20 protein-coding genes and 2 pseudogenes are annotated in these 19,438 nt (G+C 65.9%); 9 read left to right on the top strand and 13 right to left on the bottom strand.

Annotation, left to right across the window (positions count from 1 at the left end):
• Nucleotides 1-163 (bottom strand): annotated as a pseudogene (locus A5766_RS25165) (arsenate reductase ArsC); the annotation flags it as partial.
• Between the two features lie 13 nt (nt 164-176).
• Here A5766_RS25165 and A5766_RS19220 point away from each other — a divergent pair.
• The 3 genes and pseudogenes from A5766_RS19220 to A5766_RS19210 form a co-directional block, all read left to right on the top strand.
• A pseudogene (locus tag A5766_RS19220) lies at nt 177-647 on the top strand (arsenate reductase ArsC); the annotation flags it as partial.
• Between the two features lie 41 nt (nt 648-688).
• Nucleotides 689-1,114, top strand: a complete 426-nt coding sequence (locus A5766_RS19215; protein WP_012834432.1) for an arsenate reductase ArsC — start codon at nt 689-691, stop codon at nt 1,112-1,114.
• On the top strand, nt 1,111-1,521 hold the full coding sequence (locus tag A5766_RS19210) for an arsenate-mycothiol transferase ArsC (protein ID WP_005179518.1): 411 nt from the start codon (nt 1,111-1,113) through the stop codon (nt 1,519-1,521). The genes A5766_RS19215 and A5766_RS19210 overlap by 4 nt, the downstream gene beginning before the upstream one ends.
• Before the next feature lie 22 nt (nt 1,522-1,543).
• On the opposite strand, the gene A5766_RS19205 is transcribed toward A5766_RS19210, so the two are convergent.
• Nucleotides 1,544-2,029 carry an ArsI/CadI family heavy metal resistance metalloenzyme gene (locus tag A5766_RS19205; protein WP_188588657.1) on the bottom strand — a complete coding sequence of 162 codons (486 nt, stop codon included), beginning with the start codon at nt 2,027-2,029 and terminating at the stop codon, nt 1,544-1,546.
• Nucleotides 2,030-2,126: 97 nt separating this feature from the next.
• Between A5766_RS19205 and A5766_RS19200 the strand changes: the two genes are divergently transcribed.
• Nucleotides 2,127-2,489, top strand: a complete 363-nt coding sequence (locus tag A5766_RS19200) for an Rv2640c family ArsR-like transcriptional regulator (protein WP_005179521.1) — start codon at nt 2,127-2,129, stop codon at nt 2,487-2,489.
• A 368-nt stretch (nt 2,490-2,857) separates the two neighbouring features.
• Here A5766_RS19200 and A5766_RS19195 read toward each other — a convergent pair whose 3' ends face one another.
• From A5766_RS19195 to A5766_RS24085, 3 genes are read right to left on the bottom strand one after another with little or no spacing between them, the layout of a single operon-like run.
• Nucleotides 2,858-3,511 (bottom strand): DsbA family protein, encoded by a 654-nt coding sequence (locus A5766_RS19195; RefSeq protein ID WP_005207656.1) that lies wholly within the window; start codon nt 3,509-3,511, stop codon nt 2,858-2,860.
• Nucleotides 3,512-3,557: 46 nt separating this feature from the next.
• Nucleotides 3,558-4,346, bottom strand: coding sequence for a cation transporter (locus A5766_RS19190; RefSeq protein ID WP_082933686.1), 789 nt, complete (start codon nt 4,344-4,346; stop codon nt 3,558-3,560).
• Entirely contained in the window at nt 4,346-4,681 is a 336-nt protein-coding gene (locus A5766_RS24085) for an ArsR/SmtB family transcription factor (RefSeq protein ID WP_082933681.1), read from the bottom strand. The genes A5766_RS19190 and A5766_RS24085 overlap by 1 nt, the downstream gene beginning before the upstream one ends.
• A 175-nt stretch (nt 4,682-4,856) precedes the next feature.
• Between A5766_RS24085 and A5766_RS24080 the strand changes: the two genes are divergently transcribed.
• Nucleotides 4,857-5,588 (top strand): DedA family protein, encoded by a 732-nt coding sequence (locus tag A5766_RS24080; RefSeq protein WP_005207659.1) that lies wholly within the window; start codon nt 4,857-4,859, stop codon nt 5,586-5,588.
• Here the strand turns inward: A5766_RS24080 and A5766_RS19185 are convergent.
• On the bottom strand, nt 5,472-6,458 hold the full coding sequence (locus tag A5766_RS19185; RefSeq protein WP_005207660.1) for a bile acid:sodium symporter family protein: 987 nt from the start codon (nt 6,456-6,458) through the stop codon (nt 5,472-5,474). The genes A5766_RS24080 and A5766_RS19185 overlap by 117 nt on opposite strands.
• A gap of 3 nt (nt 6,459-6,461) precedes the next feature.
• On the bottom strand, nt 6,462-7,031 hold the full coding sequence (locus A5766_RS19180; RefSeq protein WP_039856449.1) for an SdpI family protein: 570 nt from the start codon (nt 7,029-7,031) through the stop codon (nt 6,462-6,464).
• 88 nt (nt 7,032-7,119) lie between these two features.
• Between A5766_RS19180 and leuS the strand changes: the two genes are divergently transcribed.
• The gene (gene leuS / locus A5766_RS19175) at nt 7,120-10,041 is read left to right on the top strand and encodes a leucine--tRNA ligase (protein WP_442902977.1); all 2,922 of its coding nucleotides are present in this window, start codon (nt 7,120-7,122) and stop codon (nt 10,039-10,041) included.
• A 329-nt stretch (nt 10,042-10,370) separates the two neighbouring features.
• Nucleotides 10,371-11,195: an adenylate/guanylate cyclase domain-containing protein gene (locus A5766_RS19170; RefSeq protein WP_064906006.1), complete on the top strand. Its 825-nt coding sequence runs from the start codon at nt 10,371-10,373 to the stop codon at nt 11,193-11,195.
• Nucleotides 11,196-11,204: 9 nt separating this feature from the next.
• Here the strand turns inward: A5766_RS19170 and A5766_RS19165 are convergent, their stop codons facing one another.
• Together A5766_RS19165 and A5766_RS19160 are read right to left on the bottom strand one after the other, a co-directional pair.
• On the bottom strand, nt 11,205-11,816 hold the full coding sequence (locus A5766_RS19165) for a hypothetical protein (protein WP_064906004.1): 612 nt from the start codon (nt 11,814-11,816) through the stop codon (nt 11,205-11,207).
• A gap of 113 nt (nt 11,817-11,929) precedes the next feature.
• The gene (locus A5766_RS19160; protein ID WP_039856454.1) at nt 11,930-12,262 is read right to left on the bottom strand and encodes a TfoX/Sxy family protein; all 333 of its coding nucleotides are present in this window, start codon (nt 12,260-12,262) and stop codon (nt 11,930-11,932) included.
• Between the two features lie 126 nt (nt 12,263-12,388).
• Here A5766_RS19160 and A5766_RS19155 point away from each other — a divergent pair, with 126 nt between their 5' ends.
• A complete protein-coding gene (locus A5766_RS19155; RefSeq protein WP_005207667.1) occupies nt 12,389-13,588 on the top strand; it encodes an acyl-CoA dehydrogenase family protein in 1,200 nt (399 codons plus the stop codon).
• Between the two features lie 51 nt (nt 13,589-13,639).
• Here A5766_RS19155 and A5766_RS19150 read toward each other — a convergent pair whose 3' ends face one another.
• On the bottom strand, nt 13,640-14,545 hold the full coding sequence (locus tag A5766_RS19150; RefSeq protein WP_005207668.1) for an RDD family protein: 906 nt from the start codon (nt 14,543-14,545) through the stop codon (nt 13,640-13,642).
• 112 nt (nt 14,546-14,657) lie between these two features.
• Between A5766_RS19150 and A5766_RS19145 the strand changes: the two genes are divergently transcribed.
• Nucleotides 14,658-15,701, top strand: coding sequence for a stage II sporulation protein M (locus A5766_RS19145; protein WP_064906002.1), 1,044 nt, complete (start codon nt 14,658-14,660; stop codon nt 15,699-15,701).
• Here the strand turns inward: A5766_RS19145 and A5766_RS19140 are convergent.
• The 3 genes from A5766_RS19140 to A5766_RS19130 are packed head-to-tail and all read right to left on the bottom strand — an operon-like array spanning nt 15,668 to nt 19,433.
• Nucleotides 15,668-16,966 carry a DUF58 domain-containing protein gene (locus tag A5766_RS19140; protein WP_005207670.1) on the bottom strand — a complete coding sequence of 433 codons (1,299 nt, stop codon included), beginning with the start codon at nt 16,964-16,966 and terminating at the stop codon, nt 15,668-15,670. The two genes, A5766_RS19145 and A5766_RS19140, sit on opposite strands and share 34 nt — an antisense overlap.
• Entirely contained in the window at nt 16,966-18,078 is a 1,113-nt protein-coding gene (locus tag A5766_RS19135) for an AAA family ATPase (RefSeq protein WP_082933683.1), read from the bottom strand. Before A5766_RS19135 ends, A5766_RS19140 begins: the two co-directional genes overlap by 1 nt.
• Nucleotides 18,075-19,433, bottom strand: a complete 1,359-nt coding sequence (locus tag A5766_RS19130; protein WP_231894730.1) for a DUF4350 domain-containing protein — start codon at nt 19,431-19,433, stop codon at nt 18,075-18,077. The genes A5766_RS19135 and A5766_RS19130 overlap by 4 nt, the downstream gene beginning before the upstream one ends.
• Nucleotides 19,434-19,438: the final 5 nt, after the last annotated feature.

Here is a 19,438-nt window from a genome sequence, read left to right as displayed (position 1 = left end):
CGGGCACATCCTTGGGCACCGATCCATCGGACTGGGCCAGGGCGCGTAACCGATCAGCCGCGAACCTGCCCGCCAAGGTCGTCAGGTGCGCATGCACCCGGGAGGTGCGCCGTAAGGCGGTGTAGGACTCGAACACACAGCGTTCCACCGTCTGGCGAGACACCACCCCCTCATACTTGGCGGGCAGGTTCGCGGCTGATCGGTTACGCGCCCTGGCCCAGTCCGATGGATCGGTGCCCAAGGATGTGCCCGAAGTTCTGTTCGTCTGCGTCCAGAACGCCGGCCGCTCACAGATGGCCGCCGGATTGTTGACCCACCACGCCGCCGGGCGGGTACACGTGCGCTCCGCCGGGTCAGCCCCCGCGCACTCGATCAACCCGACCGTCGTCGAAGCAATGACCGAGATCGGCGTCGACATGGGCACGCAGTACCCCAAACCGCTCACCGACGATGTAGTCGCCGCCGCCGACGTGGTCGTAGCCATGGGTTGCGGCGACGCGTGTCCGATCTATCCCGGCAAACGCTATCTGGACTGGACGGTCGCGGACCCCCAGGGCCGTCCCCTCGACGAGGTTCGCGCGATCCGCGACGATCTTGACGCCCGAGTTCGTGGTCTTCTCACCGAACTCACCACCGAACGTGTGTGACGTATCTGATGTTCCTTCACAGCTGAAAGGGCTTGTGTCTCATGTCTACATCTCGACCTAGGGTGCTATTTGTGTGTGTCCACAACGCTGGCCGCTCGCAGATGGCCGCCGGTTTCCTCACCGCCTTGAGCCAGGGCAGCGTCGAGGTCCGCTCCGCCGGATCTGCTCCCGCCGACTCCATCAACCCGGCCGCGGTCGAGGCGATGGCTGAAGTCGGTATCGACATCTCCGCACAGTCACCGAAGATCCTCACCCCCGACACCGTCGAATCCTCCGACGTCGTGATCACCATGGGCTGTGGCGATGCGTGCCCGGTGTTCCCCGGCGTCAGCTACCGGGACTGGGCTCTCGACGACCCAGCCGGCCAAGGCATCGACGCGGTCCGCCCCATCCGCGATCAGATCCGCGGACTCGTCGCGAACCTCCTCGACGAACTGGTACCCGCCGACCAGCAGGTCGGCCAATGAGCACACCACCGCAGGTGTTGTTCGTGTGCGTGTCCAACCGCGGCAAATCGGTGATGGCCGAACACCTCACACCGACAGTCACCGACCGGATCACCCCATCCTCAGCCGGCACCAACGCGAAAATCGGCGGCCAGGTCAACGAACTGTCCGCCCAGGTACTCGCCGAAGTCGGCGCCGACGTCGTCGGACATCAGCCGCGGCAACTCACCGATGAACTGATGCAAGCCGTGGACCTGGTCGTGGTGGTCGGCACCGCCGAGGTCACCCCACCCGACGGCGTCGCCCTCGAAGTGTGGGACACCGACGAACCCTCCGGACGGGGCATCGACGGTATCGAACGAATGCGGCTGATCCGCGACGACATCACCAACCGGATCCGCGCCCTCGCCGACCGCATCGCGCGGTAGGCGAGAACGCGAACCGAGGCTGTCAGCAGCAGGCTGTGCGCGCCTCGGCCTGGTCTGCGGCGTTGCCGCCGCAGCACACCGAACCCTGCTCGGCGTCCTCGGTGGCGTTCTGTTCCAACAGTTTCGGGCTGGTCCCGAACGTCTCGGAGTCAGCCAGCACGGTGTAGACCTCCCACTTCTCCTTCGCCGGCCCGGTCACCCACACCTTGTCCTGCGTCGCGAAACAACAGGTGGAGTTGATCTCCTCCTGGGTGAACAGACCCTCCCCGGACAACCGGGCGATCTCGGCGTGCACCTTCTCGCTCGACTCGACCTCGACGCCGAGATGGTTGATCGTGCCGCCCTGGCCGGGATTCTCCAGCAGCACCAGCTTCAGTGGCGGCTCGACGATCGCGAAGTTGGCGTATCCCGGCTTGCGCTTGGTCGGGGTGGTGTTGAACAGCTTGGAGTAGAACTCGATCGCGGTATCGAGATCATCGACATTGAGCGCGAGCTGCATACGGGACATGACCATCACCTTCACCTGTGAGACATATATCGAACTACTGACACCTGCAGGGTGCCACCTTTTCGACATATGTCAAGTACCAGGGTATGGTCGGGTCATGCCGAAGGCCCTGCCGATGGTCGACATCAGTGCCCCGATCTGCTGTGCGCCCGTGTCGGCGGCCCCTCTCGATGACGACACCGCCCTAGAAATCGCTCTGCGGCTCAAGGCGCTGGCCGATCCGGTCCGGATCAAACTCGTCTCGATTCTGCTCACTGACACCGGTGAGGGGATCTGCACCTGCGACCTCGCGACCGCGGTCAGCCTCACCGAGGCCACCACGAGCCACCACCTGGGGCAGCTCCGCAAGGCCGGCATGGTCGCACCTGACCGACGAGGGATGAACGTCTACTACCGTGCCCGGCCAGAGTCGTTGGAAGCGCTGCGCAGCGTTCTCAGCGCCATCACGGGGTGCTGCTGAACCGTCGCAGGCGCGGTCAGTTGAGCACCTGCGTCAGGCCCCCCTCATAGGCAACCGCGCCACGCAACGCAAGGCACATAGCGGTGCGTGGCGGAAACCAAATGAAGAAGTGTCACCACCAAGACCCCTCACTCTGTCACCTATGGCCTGATGCAGAACTGTCACCGATGTCTTGCGAGATGACAATACCGACAACGGCGAGAAATGCTCGAAACTTCTTTCGATGTTGTGGACAAGCGTTTCGCCGTGCCCTGGTGGTGACAATTCGCCGTCGGCGTTCAGCGGCAAAATCTGCCAGCAATGCTTGCCGTGTACTTGTGGTGGCGCACAATTCGCCTCGCGCGGCCGCCGGCACTAGTCAATGCGGTTCACGCAACCGCCGCCTCTTTCACGGCAGTGGTGAGTTCGTCGATCGTGGATGGCTGCAGGCGCTTCCCGTCGAGGAAGAACGTGGGGGTGCCCTGCACGCCCAGGGACAGGCCGTCGGCGACGTCAGCACGAATCCGCTCGAGCGTGGCGGCGCTGTTGTAAGCGTCGTCGAATCTCGTCATGTCGAGACCGAGGTCAACGGCGAAGCCACGGAACAGGTCATCAGCGGGGACTTGCTGTTCACCCCACTGGGATTGGGTGGCGAACATGCGCTGGTACATCTGCTCGAACCGGCCCTGCTGGGCGGCAGCTTCGACTGCACGAGCAGCGCGTTCGGCGTTGAAATGTCCAGGCATCGGGAAGTAGCGGACGACGAAGGTGACGCGGTCGCCATAGGCGCGCCGCAGGTCCTCGATGATCGGGTAGACGGCCCCGCAGGCTTCGCACTCGAAATCGAGGAACTCCACGAACTGCGCCCGGCTCTGCTCGGGCGAGGACAGGCGGTGACTGTCGGGGCGTACAACGAGATCAGACACTTCGGCAGTATCAGCCGGAGTCGGGGACGTGGCGTCGTCGATGGCAAAGACGGCAACACCGATGCCGACGAAGATGGCAGCGAGTACCGCCCAGGCGATCTTGATCGGTTTGCTCACGCGTTCAGCTCCGAGGCGATGTCGTAGGGGAGTGGCATCGGTCTGATCAGGCCGACTGCGACGCGTCCGGTGTGGCCCTCGGGGTAGCACCCTGGCCGGTCACCTCCGTGCTGCAGCAGTCGCACCCAGTGGGCTCGCCGGCGCGCTGGCCGATGCTGGGTGCACAGCACGTGTCGCCCTTCCATGCGTTGATGCCCTCGCGGACCGCGATCGCGGCGATGACAAGAGCGGCGATCGGGTCGGCCCACGACCATCCGAGCAGGCTGTTGAGAAGCAACCCGATCAACAGTACTGCCGAGAGGTACGTGCACAGCAAAGTCTGTTTGGAGTCGGCCACCGCGCTCAACGAGCCGAGTTCGCGGCCGGCGCGACGTTCCGCCCACGACAAAAGCGGCATGATCAGCAAACTGACTGCCGCCAGGGCGATGCCGATCGAGGAGTGCCGCGCCTCGCCACCAACACCGAGCAGGGAACGAAGCGAGTCGACGCTCACGTAGACCGCCAGGGCGAAAAAGGAGAACGCGATGATCCGTAACGCGACCTTCTCGCGCCGTTCCGGATCCGAACCCGCAAACTGCCAGGCAACCGCGGCTGCCGACGACACTTCGATGACCGAATCCAGGCCGAAGCCGATCAATGCCACCGAGGACGCTCGCGTACCCTCGCTGATCGCAATCACGGCCTCGATGACGTTGTAGGTGATGGTCGCCGCGACGAACCACCGAATGCGACGCTGCAACAGCTCCCGACGGGCAACACTCAGCGCCGGCCGACCCGCAAAGCTGAGACTCATCGACGGCTGACCCACCGCCGGGAGACCGAGCTCGTCGGCCATCAGCAGCATCCCTGTTCGTCAGAGGTTGGACAACATGTCGGGTCGACCACGAGGACCAGTCCGAGCAAGTCATCCAAGGCATGGGCAATCCGGCCATTGGCCAGCTCGTATCGAGTGCGACGTCCTTCGGGCACCGCGACAACAAGTCCGCATCCCCGCAGGCAAGCAAGATGGTTCGACAAAGCCTGGCGCGACACCCCGATCGCCTCGGCCAACTCCGCGGGATACGCACCACCATCCCGCAGCCGCAACAGCACCTGCGTGCGCGTCGAGTCCGACAACGCATATCCAAACCGCGTCAACGCATCGCGCTGATCTGCCGCCACAATCTCCACCCGCCTAACGGTACATACATTTCTGTATTCACAGAAGCCTGTACTCTCCCGGCGTCCGCGCACCATCTCACTGTCGCGAGCCGCCTGTGCTCGACGTTGGTCATTCCCAAGTCCCCAATCCGCAGTCCCCAATCCGCCGCGGCGTCGAATCAGAGCGGCGGCTAACGTCGGGCAGGTGCACTCACTCGCCGACTGGCTGATCGACCTGATCAGGTCGGTTCCGGTGTGGGCGGTCTACCTGATCGCCGGCGGCGTCGTGTTTCTGGAAACTGCGGTCATCTTCGCGGGCTTGATCATGCCCAGCGAGGCGCTGCTCCTTGCGGCGGGTGTGGCTGCAGCCGTCGGCAATACCAATCTCGGCGTGTTGATCGCGGTCGCGTGTGTGTGCGCGATCGCGGGCGATGCGGTCGGGTTCTGGTTCGGAAGAGTAGGCGGCCCGCGCCTGATGGAATCGCCCCTAGGGCGTCGCTTCGGCGAACAGAGGTGGGAACAGGCGCGTACGCGACTCAATCAATCCGGAATGTTGATGGTCGCGGCGAGTCGCTGGGTCGGTTATGTCCGCACGCTCATGCCGAGGGTCGCGGGGATGACCGGCATGCAGTTCGCAAAGTTCGGCCTCGCCGACATCGTCGGGGCCGTCAGCTGGGTGACCGCGGTGCTGCTCGCCGGCTACTTCGCAGGCGCTGTCCTCGGTGCGACGATCCTGCTCTACGTCGTGATCGGGCTGGTCGGCTGCGCGGCGGTCTATGTGCTCGTCGTGTTCATCCGGCGTCGACTTGCCGCGCGGGCGTCAGCGGGCGTCGACGGCGTCGTGGCTGCGGCTGTAGCGGGTGGCCAGCCACGAGCAGAGAATGAGCTGGATCTGGTGAAAGATCATGAGCGGCAACACGATCAGCCCGACGACTGAGCCGCCGAACAGCACCGTGGCCATCGGTAGGCCGGTGGCGAGGCTCTTCTTGGTGCCGCAGAACTGAATTGCGATGGCGTCGGCGCGGCTGAATCCCAGTCGCCGCGCACTCCACCACGTCAGTGCGAGCATCACGATGACCAGCACCGCAGCAATCACTGCGACCGCCACGACCTGCCATGCACTCACGATCGACCAGATCCCGTTGCGCACGCCCTCGCTGAACGCCGCGTAGACGACGAGCACGATCGACGCCCTGTCGACGAACTTGGTCGGCTCGGCGTAGCGCTTGAGGAAAGGCGCGACCAGCGGTCGGCAGAGTTGTCCCGCGATGAACGGAACCAAGATCTGCAGCAGGATCTCGACGACCGATGACGCAGAGATGTGCACGCCATTCGTACCGCTCATCAGCGCAACCACCAGCAGCGGTGTCAACACAACACCGATCAGATTCGACGCCGAGGCGCTCACGATCGCCCCCGGGACGTTGCCGCGGGCGATCGACGTGAACGCGATCGACGACTGCACCGTCGACGGCACCAGGGTCAGGTACAGCAGGCCGGTGTAAAGGTCGTGACCGATCAGCGGTTCGACGACGGGCCGTATCGCCAGGCCGACGAGTGGGAACACCAGAAACGTGAACGCCAGGATCGTCAGGTGCAGCCGCCAATGCGACAGCCCGTTGAGTGCCTCGCGGGGATGCAGGCGCGCGCCGTAGAGGAAGAACAGGAATCCGATGGCGATCGTGACCGCCCAGTCGAGGACCTCGGCAAACGTCCCGCGCGCCGGGAAGAACGCGGCCACCACGACCGCTGCGAGAATCGCCAGGACGAAGCCGTCGATCGGAGACCGGGCGAGGAGGCGGCGCACGTCCTATTGAATGGGCGCGCGGCGGTCGGGCTGTGCCGCTGGTGCCGTGCCGCTCGACGCTGTGCTGCTCGATGCACTGTCGGTGCTGCACATGCCGCGCAGCGTGCACGATGCGCAGCTGTCGGTGCCGCAGTCGGCGGCGGCGCTGGTCTCCTCAGGTTGCGCGGTGTGGGCGTCGTCGACGCTGGCGTGATCCGACGAGCAGCAGCTGCAGCCCGCGTCGTCAGCTGGGGCGACGGCGTCGGCCGCGCGAACCGCGTAACCGCTGACAGCGCCGACCAGCAATACGCCCGCAACGAGCGCCACCAGTCCGAACACCACCGACCAGCCGCTGTCGACGGCGAGCGTCAGCGCGCCACCGGCGACCAGGATGAGCGCTGCACCCAGCGTTCCGGGGGCTGCGATGCGGTTGGCCAGCGTGAACGCCTCGGCCGAGGCCATCGTCGAATCGGTGCGTACTCCGAAGTATCGGTTGCGCGGGAGTCGGCCGATCACGCCCGCCACTCCGACCACCAGCCACACCAGGGCCAGCACAAGGACGCATACCGAGACGACGATCGACACCACACTCACCCGACCACCATACTTTTCCCGCCCATCCGACGTCGATTTCAGGGCAGGTGAAGCCACGATTTACCCTGGTGAGGTGAGCACCGCCGACATCTCCACCTCCGAGGGCGCCGCCGATCAGGCGAGCACCGACCCAGCTTCCGCGACTCCGGGGCACCGTTACACCGCCCGACTCGCAGGCGAGATCGAGGAGCGCTGGCAGCGCGAGTGGACTCAGCGCCACGCTTTTGAGGCACCCAACCCGGTCGGACCGCTGGCCGGCGACATGAGTGCCTTCGACGGCAGCGGCCCCGACGCCCCCGACAAGCTCTTCGTCCAGGACATGTTCCCGTACCCGTCGGGCGCCGGCCTGCACGTCGGACATCCGCTCGGCTTCATCGCCAGCGACGTGTTCGCGCGGTTCCAGCGCATGTCGGGCGCCAACGTGCTGCACACGATGGGCTTCGACTCCTTCGGTCTCCCGGCCGAGCAGTACGCCGTGCAGACCGGTACGCACCCCCGCACGACGACCGAGGCCAACATCGAGCGCTACCTCGGCCAGATCCGACGCCTCGGCCTCGGGCACGACGAGCGACGTCGCGTTGCCACCACCGACGTCTCGTTCTACCGCTGGACACAGTGGATCTTCCTGCAGATCTACAACGCCTGGTACGACGACGAGGCCGGCAAGGCGCGTCGCGTCGACGAGCTGATCGCCGAATTCGACAGCGGTGCACGCACTCTCGACGACGGTCGGGTATGGGCAGATCTGTCGGCACCCGAGAAGTCCGACCTCGTCGACTCGTATCGCCTTGTCTACCTGAGTGATTCGCTCGTCAACTGGGCGCCGGGCCTCGGTACCGTGCTGGCCAACGAAGAAGTCACCGCCGATGGCCGAAGCGACCGCGGGAACTTCCCGGTGTTCCGCAAGCACCTGCGGCAGTGGATGATGCGCATCACCGCGTACTCCGACCGCCTGCTCGACGATCTCGAGGTGCTGGACTGGCCCGAGAAGGTCAAGACCATGCAGCGCAACTGGATTGGACGTTCACGCGGCGCCCAGGTGCAGTTCCCGGTGCCTGGCGTCCCGGCACAGGCCGACGGCGAGGTGACCGTCGACGTCTTCACCACGCGACCCGACACCCTCTTCGGCGCCACGTACGTGGTGCTGGCTCCTGAACATCCGCTGGTCGACGTGCTCACTGCCGACACGTGGCCGTCGGGTGCCGAGGGCGCGGCAGTCGACGAGCGGTGGACCAACGGAGCGTCGACGCCCGCCGAGGCGATCAAGAACTATCGCGCGTCGATCGCAGCCAAGTCTGATCTCGAGCGTCAGGAGAACAAGGAGAAGACCGGCGTCTTCACCGGGTCGTTCGCGACGAATCCGGTTAACGGACAACAGGTTCCGGTCTTCGTTGCCGACTACGTGCTGATGGGCTACGGTACCGGCGCGATCATGGCGGTCCCCGCACACGACTCACGCGACTACGAGTTCGCGACGGTCTTCGGACTGCCCATCGTCGAGGTCATCGGCTCCGAGGCCGGCATCTCGGAGGAGGCGTATGTCGGCGACGGCCCGCTGGTGAACTCGGGCTTCCTCGACGGCAAGAACGTCGACGACGCCAAGACCGCGATCATCGAGTGGCTCGAAGAGCAGGGCTCGGGGCAGGGCACCGTTCAGTACAAACTGCGCGACTGGCTCTTCGCCCGTCAGCGCTACTGGGGTGAGCCGTTCCCGATCGTCTACGACGAGGAGGGTCGCGCGCACGCATTACCCGAATCGATGCTGCCCGTTGAGCTTCCGGAGGTCGAGGACTACGCACCCGTCGCCTTCGACCCCGACGACGCCGACAGTGAGCCGAGTCCGCCGCTGGAGAAGGCGACGGACTGGATCCACGTCGAACTCGACCTCGGCGACGGTCCGAAGAAGTACAAGCGTGACGCCAACGTCATGCCGCAGTGGGCCGGAAGCTCCTGGTATCAACTGCGCTACATCGACCCGACCAACGAAGAAGAGTTCTGCGCCAAGGAGAACGAGGCGTACTGGATGGGTCCGCGGCCGGAGCTGCACGGTCTCACCGATCCGGGCGGCCTGGACCTCTACATCGGTGGTGTCGAGCATGCCGTTCTGCACCTGCTGTATTCGCGCTTCTGGCACAAGGTGCTCTTCGACCTCGGCTACGTCACCAGCAGCGAGCCGTATCGAAAGTTGTTCAACCAGGGCATGATCCAGGCGTACGCCTACACCGATTCGCGCGGCATCTACGTGCCTGCCGAAGAGGTCACCGAGGTCGACGGCGAGTTCGTCTACAACGGTGAGAAGGTCACGCAGGAGTACGGCAAGATGGGCAAGTCGCTGAAGAACTCGGTGACTCCCGACGACATTGCCGCCGAGTACGGCGCAGATACGTTGCGGCTCTACGAGATGTACATGGGCCCACTCGATCAGTCGCGCCCGTGGGCAACGAAAGACGTTGTGGGACTGCAACGATTCTTGCAGCGCGCATGGCGCCTGGTCGTCGACGAGGAGTCCGGCGCGGTCCGCGTCGCCGACATCGAGCCCGACGACGAGACACTTCGCCTGCTGCACAAGACAATCGCGGAGGTTCGTGAGGATTACAACGGCCTGCGCGACAACATCGCCGTCGCCGCGCTGATCAAACTGACCAGTCACCTGACCAAGCAGTTCCCCGACGGCGCGCCCCGCAGCACCGTCGAACAGCTCGTCCTGATGCTCGCGCCACTTGCGCCGCACATCTCCGAGGAGCTGTGGTCGAGGCTCGGACACGACGAACTGCTGGTGCGCGGACCGTTCCCGGTCGCCGACGAGCGCTACCTTGTCGACGACACCGTCGAGATCCCGATCCAGGTCAAGGGCAAGGTCCGCAGCCGCATCACGGTGCCCGCCGACGCCGACGAGGAGACGATCCGCGCCGCAGCACTCGACGACGAGAAGATCCTCGCGATCCTCGACGGCCAGCCGCCCCGCAAGGTGATTGTCGTGCCCGGCCGGATGGTGAACATCGTCCCGTAGCGGCCTGTCGCTGGTCGAGCGCCCACTCGCTGGTCGAGCGCTACCCCCGCTGGTCGAGCTTGTCGAGACCACCCCGCTGGTCGAGCGCTACCCCCGCTGGTCGAGCTTGTCGAGACCACCCGCCGCTGGTCGAGCGGCCCGCCGCCGGGTCGAGCGCCACCCCCGCTGGTCGAGCTTGTCGAGACCACCCTCGCTGGTCGAGCTACCCGCCGCTGGTCGAGCTACCCGCCGCTGGTCGAGCTACCCGCCGCTGGTCGAGCTTGTCGAGACCACCCCTCGCGCTGTCGTGCTCGTTCCCGCTGGTGGAGCTTGTCGCTACGATCTGACTCGTGACGTCCGACGATGACACCACCCCCGGCTCGACACCGCCTGACGACAAGCCCGTGCCGTCGGGTCCGGCGCGTGTCGGCGAGTTCCTCACCCGGGCCGACCGGACGCCGTCGCTGATCAGGGCGGCGCAGCTGCCGCGAAAGCTGACGCCCGAGACGGTCCCCGAACTCGACCTCTCGCGTCCGACGCGCCTCTCCGATCGCATGGAGAAGTTGCTGACCGGGAGCGATCGGTCGCCGAGCGCGTCGCGCGAGCTGGCTCTCAGCGTCGTGAAGGTGTGGCAGGCGCTCGTCGATCGCAGGTCGGCCACGGCCACCGCGAGCGGTGACGTGACGGTCCTGTTCACCGACCTCGTCGGATTCTCGTCGTGGGCCCTGCGCGCAGGCGACGACAGGGTGCTGTCGCTGATCGGTGAGGTCAATCGCGTGAGCAGCGACATCGTCGGCGCTCATCGCGGCCGGATCGTGAAGTCGCTCGGCGACGGCGTGATGGCAGTGTTCCCCGATGCCGCCGACGCGATCCTCGCCGCGTTCGAACTGTGCGGCGCAGTCAGTGCGATCACTCACGACGACTACCGTGCGCAGCTGCGCGCCGGAGTGCACACCGGAACTCCGCGGCAGGTCGGTGGCGACTACCTCGGCGTCGACGTGAACATCGCGGCCCGCGTCGCCGATGCCGCCGGAACCGGTGAGGTGCTGGCCACCAGCGATGCGCTGCAGTCTGCGGAAGGGCTCCAATTGCTCAGCCGCAAGCGACGTTTCAAGGCGAAGGGCACACCGCGTGACCTCGAAGTGTTCGCCGTGGTGCCGCTTCTCGATGAGTGAATCAGGCCGTCAGCGGTAGAACGGCGGCGAGACGTCCGGGTCGTCGGCGACCGTGTCGATGCGCGTATCCCGAAGTAGACTCGCGATGGCCGCTGTCGACGCACCGATCGTCGCGAAGTGCGGATCGACGTCTTCGGTGAAGCACCACGCTCTATCTGCCGGCCAGACGAATGCGGGCGCGGGCAGGATCGGGTGTCCGTGGCGCGATGTGGGTTCGGGTTGTGGCGGTAGCCAGCCCAGCATGTCGGTGTCGCCGACGAACAGGTGGTAGTCGCGTACCGCGGTTCCCTTCTCGTCGTGGATCTCGACGATGGGCGCGCCACCGCTCAGCAATTCTGGATATCCGCATCCCGCCCAGATCAGGTAATAGATCTCGTCGGAAGTTGTTGTGTAGGAGCGCAGATCCTCGACGGCCACCGCGATCTGCCACAACTCGCTTGGGCCGTAGACGGATTCGACGTCGGTTTCGCGTTGTCCGGCATATTCGGGGTCGGGTATGTGCAACAGACGTGCGTACGCGTCGAAACCGAGGGGCCCGCGGGTCACCACGCAGCCCCAGTCGCGCGGGTCGCTCATCAGCCAGTCGGCCACCGAGGCGTCGTCGAATCGTCGGATGGTCATGGGGCTTCACAATGGCATTCGACGACGCTGCAACCAACAGAATTTCGTGAGCCACCTCAGCGCGGGCCACTGCATTTCGGCAGCCGCGTCGTTTCGGGAGCTACCCGGGGCACTCACTTCGGCGGCAGCGATCGCGCGTAGGCGACGCCCACGCCGACCCATTTCTCGAGCTGCCGCCTGGTGCGGATGCCCTCCGTCGAGACCCGTAACCACCCGCGGGTTTCTCGTCCCGACATGACCATCGGAGCCGTGTGCGCTCTGGCCAGGTAGGCGTCGGTCTCGTCTGGCGGTACGCGCACCATGAGTCCACCGTGCCCGCTCGCCGCAACGGCCATGTTGCCGTCGACCAAGAAGGCGAGACCGCCGAACATCGACTTCTCTGCGACGCCGCTCTCACCCGACAGCAGCTCGCGGATCCGGTAGGCGAGATCGTCGTCGTAGGCCATGTGGCCAGCGTAAACGGGCGTCGGCACGCACGGGTCGGTTACTGCTGACGCACGACGATCCGCAGGAGCGGAAAGGACTTTCGGGGAGGGCTGGAAATCTATCTTACCGCGCAGTAAGATACCGGCATGGCAATCAACCTCGAGCTCCCGCAGAAGCTCGCCCCGGTCACCGAGCAGGCGCATCTCGCTGCCGAGCACATCTTCCGGCCCATCTCGCGCACATACGACAAGGCCGAGCACACCTACCCAGAGGAGCTCGACGAGCTGGGCAAACTCGCCCGCGAAGCCGCCCGCAAGGGACGCGAATCCGACGCCGCGGACAAGTCGTCGGCGAAGAAGTCCGACGTCGTCAACGGCGGCAACATGCGTGCGGTTCTGCACGGCGTCGAAATGGGTTGGGGCGACGTCGCGCTCATGCTGTCGATTCCGTATCAGGGTCTCGGTAACGCCGCGATCGCGGCGGTAGCAAACCCCGAGCAGCTCGAGAAGTTCAAGGACGTCTGGGCGTCGATGGCGATCACCGAGCCGAGCTTCGGCTCCGACTCGGCGGCCGTCAGCACCACCGCGACACTCGACGGCGACGAGTACGTCATCAACGGCGAGAAGATCTTCGTCACCGCGGGTTCTCGCGCCGACCACGTCGTGGTGTGGGCGACCGTCGACAAGAGTGCCGGCCGTGCCGCGATCAAGAGCTTCGTCGTGCCGATGGACACCGAGGGAGTATCGGTTGTCCGCCTCGAGCACAAGCTCGGCATCAAGGCGTCCGACACCGCGGTGCTGCGCTTCGAGAATGCTCGCGTACCCGCCGAAAACCTGCTCGGCTCACCGGAAGTCGATACCAAGAAGGCGTTCGCGGGTGTCATGCAGACCTTCGACAACACGCGTCCGCTGGTCGCGGCGATGGCCGTCGGCCTCGGACGTGCCGCACTCGAGGAGCTGCGCGCAACCCTCGAGGGCGCCGGACACGTCATCGACTACGACAAGCCCGCCGCCAATCAGGCAGCAGCTGTCCACGACTTCATTCGCCTCGAATCCGATTGGGAGGCTTCGTGGTTGCTTGCCATCCGTGCCGCGTGGATGGCCGATAACAAGCAGCCGAACTCGACCGAGGCGTCGATGTCGAAGGCCAAGGCGGGCCGCATGGTTACCGAGCTGACCAACAAGGCTGTCGAGATCGGTGGCACCGCAGGCTATTCCGAGGTCGGACTGCTCGAGAAGTGGGCCCGGGACTCCAAGATCCTCGACATCTTCGAGGGCACACAGCAGATCCAGCAACTGATCATCGCGCGACGCGTGCTCGGCAAGTCGAGCAGCGAGCTGAAGTAGCGGCAGCGGTACCCACTCGACGCGACGAGGCGCACAGTCGGCGCCGGGTGCTCAGCGGAGCACGCGGCGTCGAAGTTCCTCGTCCCGCTGGAGGCGTAGCCACTCGCGCTGTCGGCGTTGCGCCGCAACGGCATTGAGCACGTCCACGTCGTTGGCCCCGGCAGGTGGCGCGGGTGAGATGTACGGCGCGAGCGTCTGCACCAATTGCCTTGCGAGAGCGGCACGCAGTGCGTCGTCACGGATCGACGGCGCTTGGTGGAGGAAGCCGCGGATCAGCATGGCCTGGTGGTCGGTCAGAACCCCGATGTCGGCGGTGCGCGCCCACTCTGCGAGGTGTGGTGGCATGATCGCGGTGCCTGCGACCTCCAGCGAACGCCGGTCGCGGATCACGTAGGTGCCTGCGACGAGATCGCCGACGCGCTTGTCCTTGCGGCTGATGGCAGCACACACAATCGCGGGTACACCGAAGAACACGAAGATCTCGACGACGCCGACGAGAGACCGCGTGAACGCGTGTCGGAAACCGATCGGCCCGGCGTCGTCGCGGACCGTGCGCAGGCCGAGCGCCCAATGCCCCAACGACTTTCCACGACTGAGCGTCTCCACCGCCGTCGGCAGCACGATCAACGCCAGCACCGACGAGAGCGCGAAGGCACCTGCCAGCACGGCGCCGTCCCGCAGGCTCATGCCGATCTTGACCGACACCCAGAACAGCGCGATGAGTACGACCACGGCGATCACCACATCGATCACTCCCGACACGATGCGCCTGCCGAGCGATGCCGGCGGAAGGTCAAGTGCGACTGCCTCACCCGAGACGAGGTCGTTGCGCCCGAGACCGACCGTCCCGCCGCCGTACACCGGCGCGGGCGGTGCCATGTACGTGCCCGGTCCCGCGTACATGTTGGGTCGCGCGTACATGGGCTGCCCTGCATGCATGTTCGGCCCCGGGTACATACGCACCACCGTAGCGGCTGCGGGTGGCGCAGACGTAGCCGATCGTGGGCCACGTGAATGATCCCGCCCCACAGGGGTACAGCGCTGCCCGTGGTCTCGCTAGGCTACCGATGTGGATCTCGATGCCTACGTACGAGCGAAGTCACCGACGTGGCAGAGACTCGACGAACTCTCACGAAAACGCCACCTCACCGGTGCCGAGTCCGACGAGATCCTCGACGCCTATCAGCGCACTGCCACACACTTGTCGGTGATCCGATCGTCGGCGCCAGACCGCGCGGTCGTCGCATATTTGTCGACGCTGCTGGCCCGGGCTCGCGGGCACGCGCTCGGGTCGACCGTCACCACGTGGGACCAACTGGTGCGGTACGTGACGATAACGCTGCCCGCCGCGCTCTACAGCACTCGACGGTGGTGGCTGACGGTGATGGTCGTGTCGATCGCATTCGCTGTCGGCATCGGCTGGTGGCTCCTCGACCACCCGACCATGGAGCACACGTTCGGGTCGCGCGCGGAGATCGAGCACCTCGTCAACGACGACTTCGAGAACTACTACTCCGAGCACGCCGCGTCGTCGTTCGCGTTCGAGGTCTGGACCAACAACTTCCGACTTGCGTTGCTGTGCATCGCCTTCGGGGTCTTCGGTTTCCCGGTGATCTGGATGCTCTACCAGAATATTCTCAACCTCGCGGTGACGGGTTCGATCATGATCAACCACGGTCGGGCCGACCTCTTCTTCGGACTCATCACCCCGCACGGGCTACTCGAGCTCACGTGTCTGTTCGTGGCGGCAGGTGTCGGGCTGCGCATCTTCTGGTCTTGGGTCGCGCCCGGCGACCGCAAACGCTCTGATTCACTTGCCGAGGCGGGCCGCACCGCAATCGCCATCGGCATCGGATTGGTTGTGCTGCTACTCATCTGCGGAGCCATCGAAGCGTTCGTGACCCCGTCGGGTCTCCCGACATGGGCGCGCATCGGTATCGGCGTCACCGTGTGGGTCGGGTTCCTCTTGTACGCGCTGGTGCTCGGACGTCGTGCCCACGATCGTGGTGCCACAGGCGATCTCGACGAGATCGACCGCGGGTACCCGTCGCCTGACAGATGCCCGGGGAGGCAAGCCGCTCAGAGCATTCCGCGCGACTTCAGCAGTAGGTAGTGGTCGGCGAGCGCGGCGGGCAGTTTGTCAGGCGCGGCATCCACGACGTCGACGCCGAGACGCCGCAACCCCGACGCCGTGCGGCCTCGTAACGTCAGTGTGCGTACCGCCGCTGCGGCGTCGTAGATCTCGCGGACGTCGTCGCGACGTTCGGCCATCTCGTCGAGCATCGGGTCGGATACCGATCCGATGACCACCTGGTAGCGCTGTGCGAGTGCGGCGAGCGGCGGCAGCAATGACTCCTCGACCGCGGCGGGTTCGAGCGGTGTCAACAGCACCACGAGTGCTCGCTGGCGCGACACCTTGCTGACCTCGGTGCACAACATGGGCCAATCTGCTTCCACCAGAGCGGGTTCGAGCGGCGCCATCGCGGTCACGAAGTCGCTCAGCAAGGTTGTGCGCGGCGCTCCGATGATCCGCCGGTGTACCACGCGATCACCCGCGATGAAGTCGACGCGATCGCCCGCATGCGACGCGAGCGACGCCAGCAGCAGGGCCGCATCCATCGCGGCGTCGAGTCGCGGAGCGTCGCCGACACGACCGGCCGATGTCCGCGACGTGTCGAGCACGATCACGATGTGCCGGTCTTTCTCCGGCTGCCACGTGCGGACGACGACGGAGCGGCGTCGCGCAGTGGCACGCCAATCGATACTGCGCACGTCGTCGCCCTCGACATAGTCACGCAGAGAATCGAATTCGGTTCCCTGTCCACGGGTGCGCACGGCCGACCGTCCGTCGAGCTGTCGCAGATACGCCAGCCGTGACGGCAGATGCTTGCGCGCGGTGAAGACGGGCAGCGCACGCACGATGCCCGGAACCACGACGGTGCGCTGTCGGGCGCAGAGTCCGAGTGGGCTGAGCCGTCGAACGGTCACACCGACGGCCAGTCGGTCACCGCGGCGGGTGGGTGTGAGGGTCGTCGTGATCGACTCCGACTGCGCAGGAGCGAGATTCACCGGCCGCGGCGCGGTCGGTTCCGCACCTGCCGACGGCTGCCATGCGTCGCGGATCAGACCGCGGAATCGACTGCCGGACAGGTTGCGCACCAACAGCGTCGTCTGGGTGGATTGGCCGAGCTGAACCGGACCGCACGGCACTCGACCCAATTCGAGAGTGCGCGTGGGGTTTCCGACGACGGCGAGGTCGATCAGCAGTAGCACGACGCATACCACGACCCAGGCCAGCACCACCCAGTAGTGGGGGAAGAGCACCGTCGGAATGGCGCCCGCGAGGACGAGTACGAAGAAGCGGCCGGTGATGACCATCAGCGTGGGACGGGAACGGAACCGATCGCCGCAGCCAGCACCGCGCCGACCGAGACTCCCTCGAGCTCAGCCTCCGGGCGCAGCGAAAGGCGGTGCGCAAGAGTCGCTTGCGCCATCATCTGCACGTCGTCGGGTGTGACGAAATCGCGTCCGCTCAGCCACGCCCACGCGCGACTCGTGCCGAGCAGCGCGGTCGCACCTCGTGGACTGACCCCGAGTGAGAGCGACGGCGACATCCGGGTCGCGCGGGCGATGTCGACGATGTAGGCGGCGACCTGTGGTGCCACGGCCACCCGTCGCACTGCGGCTGCGCCTGCGATCACATCGGAGCCCGAGGCGACCGGTCGCAGACCGGCAGCGGCCAGATCGTGTGGATCGAATCCTGCTGCGTGCCTTGCCAATACGGTGATCTCGTCGTCGCGCGGTGGAATCGGCAGGGTCACCTTCAGCAGGAATCGGTCGAGCTGAGCTTCCGGAAGCGGGTAGGTGCCCTCGTACTCGACGGGGTTCTGAGTCGCTGCGACAAGGAACGGCTCGGGCAGGGCGCGCGGCACGCCGTCGACGGATACCTGCGCTTCTTCCATCGCCTCGAGCAGTGACGCCTGCGTCTTGGGTGGCGTTCGGTTGATCTCGTCCGCGAGAAGCAGATTGGTGAACACCGGACCCTCCCGGAAACTGAACTCCGACGCCGCGGCGTCGAAGATCAGTGATCCGGTGACGTCACCCGGCATGAGGTCGGGGGTGAACTGCACGCGCGCGGTGTCGACGTCGAGGGCAGCGGCGACCGACCGCACCAGCAGCGTCTTGGCCACTCCCGGAACGCCTTCGAGCAGGATGTGACCGCGACACAGCAGCGCGATCAGCATCCCTGAGACCGCGGTATCTTGTCCGACAACGGCTTTGCCGACCTCGGCGCGTACCGCATTCAGCCGAGAACGCGCCGACGTCGAATCTGCCCCTGACCCCACTCCGGACGTCACCGACCCCACCGCGCCCGACTTACCGCCCGGCACAGGCGGATACGAAGCGGGCTGGGGTACAGGCGGTCGCGCTGAGTGCGGCGGGGTTGAGTGTGGTGGTGTCGAGTGCGGCGGGTTTGAGGGTGCGGTCATGGTGTGCCCCGGACTTCCTTCTCTAGAGCGGTCAATTCAGTGGTGAAGACGACCAGCGCGTCGTCGCCCTCGGGCAACGGGCCGGTCAGGAGTCGTGCGACGTCGCGGGCGTCTCGGTGTGACGCCGCTGCGGCGACGCTGATGATCGCGGCGACCGACGAGTCGGAACCGTCCGGTGTCCACACGCCCGAGTCATCGTGTTCGTCGGACGCGTCGAGTGCGTCGAGGGCGTGCACGGGGTCGTAGTGGAGTCCGAGGTACCCGGCGATGCGCGAGATGGTGCGGATGCGCAGGATCGCTGCGGCACGACTATCGGCTCCGGCGCGATGGTAGAGCCGTCCACGGGCCTGGGTGGTCTCGATCGCCTTGACGACGGCGGGTAGCGGCTCGGTGACCATCGGCCCGAATCGTCGTCCGCGCCAGAGCATCAGCGCGAAGACAGCGAAGGCTGCCAGCAGGAAACCGGGGCCGATCCAACGCGGAATCTGAGAACGCGGGTCGGAGTCGGGCTCACCCGGTTCAGGTGGTCGATCGCCAAAGCTCGGAATGAACCAGATGAGGCGACCGGAGGAGGCGAGCACGCGGAGGGCAACGCCCGCATTGTCGTCCTCGGCGAGGTTTGCGTTGTGCCAGAAGTCGCCGTCGGTCACGACGATCTCGGGGTGCGAGGTCGTCGCGGGTACCACGACGATCTGTCCCGGCCGATCGACCACATCTGCACCGGTGTCGGTGTCGTCGGGAAAGCAGGATGCCGCGGGCTGCGTCGGCGTGTACCTGGTGGCCGACGAGTACGAACCCACGCCGATGCCCTGTGACGAGATGACGTCGTCGGGGGCGATCCCGATGAGCGAGCACGCTCCCGTTGATCGGGTTTGCGCGACGAGTGCAACGCTCACCGGTAGCCCCAGCGCCGCGAGCGCGTTGTCGGTCGGGGAGACCAGCACCACGCGCTTGACGTCTCGGAACTTGTCGAGGAGGTACGACGCGTTGGCCGGGGTGAGAGCGCCGGAGCCGCTCAAGACGACGGTATCGTCGGCGCCCGGTGTCGTGCGATCGCGGAGTTCGTCGAGTCCCCGCGCCACGGTGACGCCGACACCGTGATCGCTGATCACTTTCGTGACGGCACGAGCACCCGTCGGCCCGAGGTTGTCGGGATCACCCGCCACCGTGTTGCTCGGCGTCGGGGGCTTCGGCTTCGACGACGGCGCGCCGCCCAGCGCGAGGGCGGCGACGAGCACGACGATCAGCACTGCAACCACGACTCCGAGGACAATCAACCAGGTTCGACGTCGATGTCGCGGACGCGACGGAGCTGGGCCGGACCGACCCTCGGGGGCCGCGGGCGGTGCGCTCACGGGTG

Origin of the sequence: Gordonia sp. 852002-51296_SCH5728562-b (assembly GCF_001665475.1) — a bacterium.
Lineage (GTDB): Bacteria > Actinomycetota > Actinomycetes > Mycobacteriales > Mycobacteriaceae > Gordonia > Gordonia sputi.
Note: the sequence above shows the minus strand (reverse complement) of the source record. Positions and strands in the feature narration are given on the sequence as shown.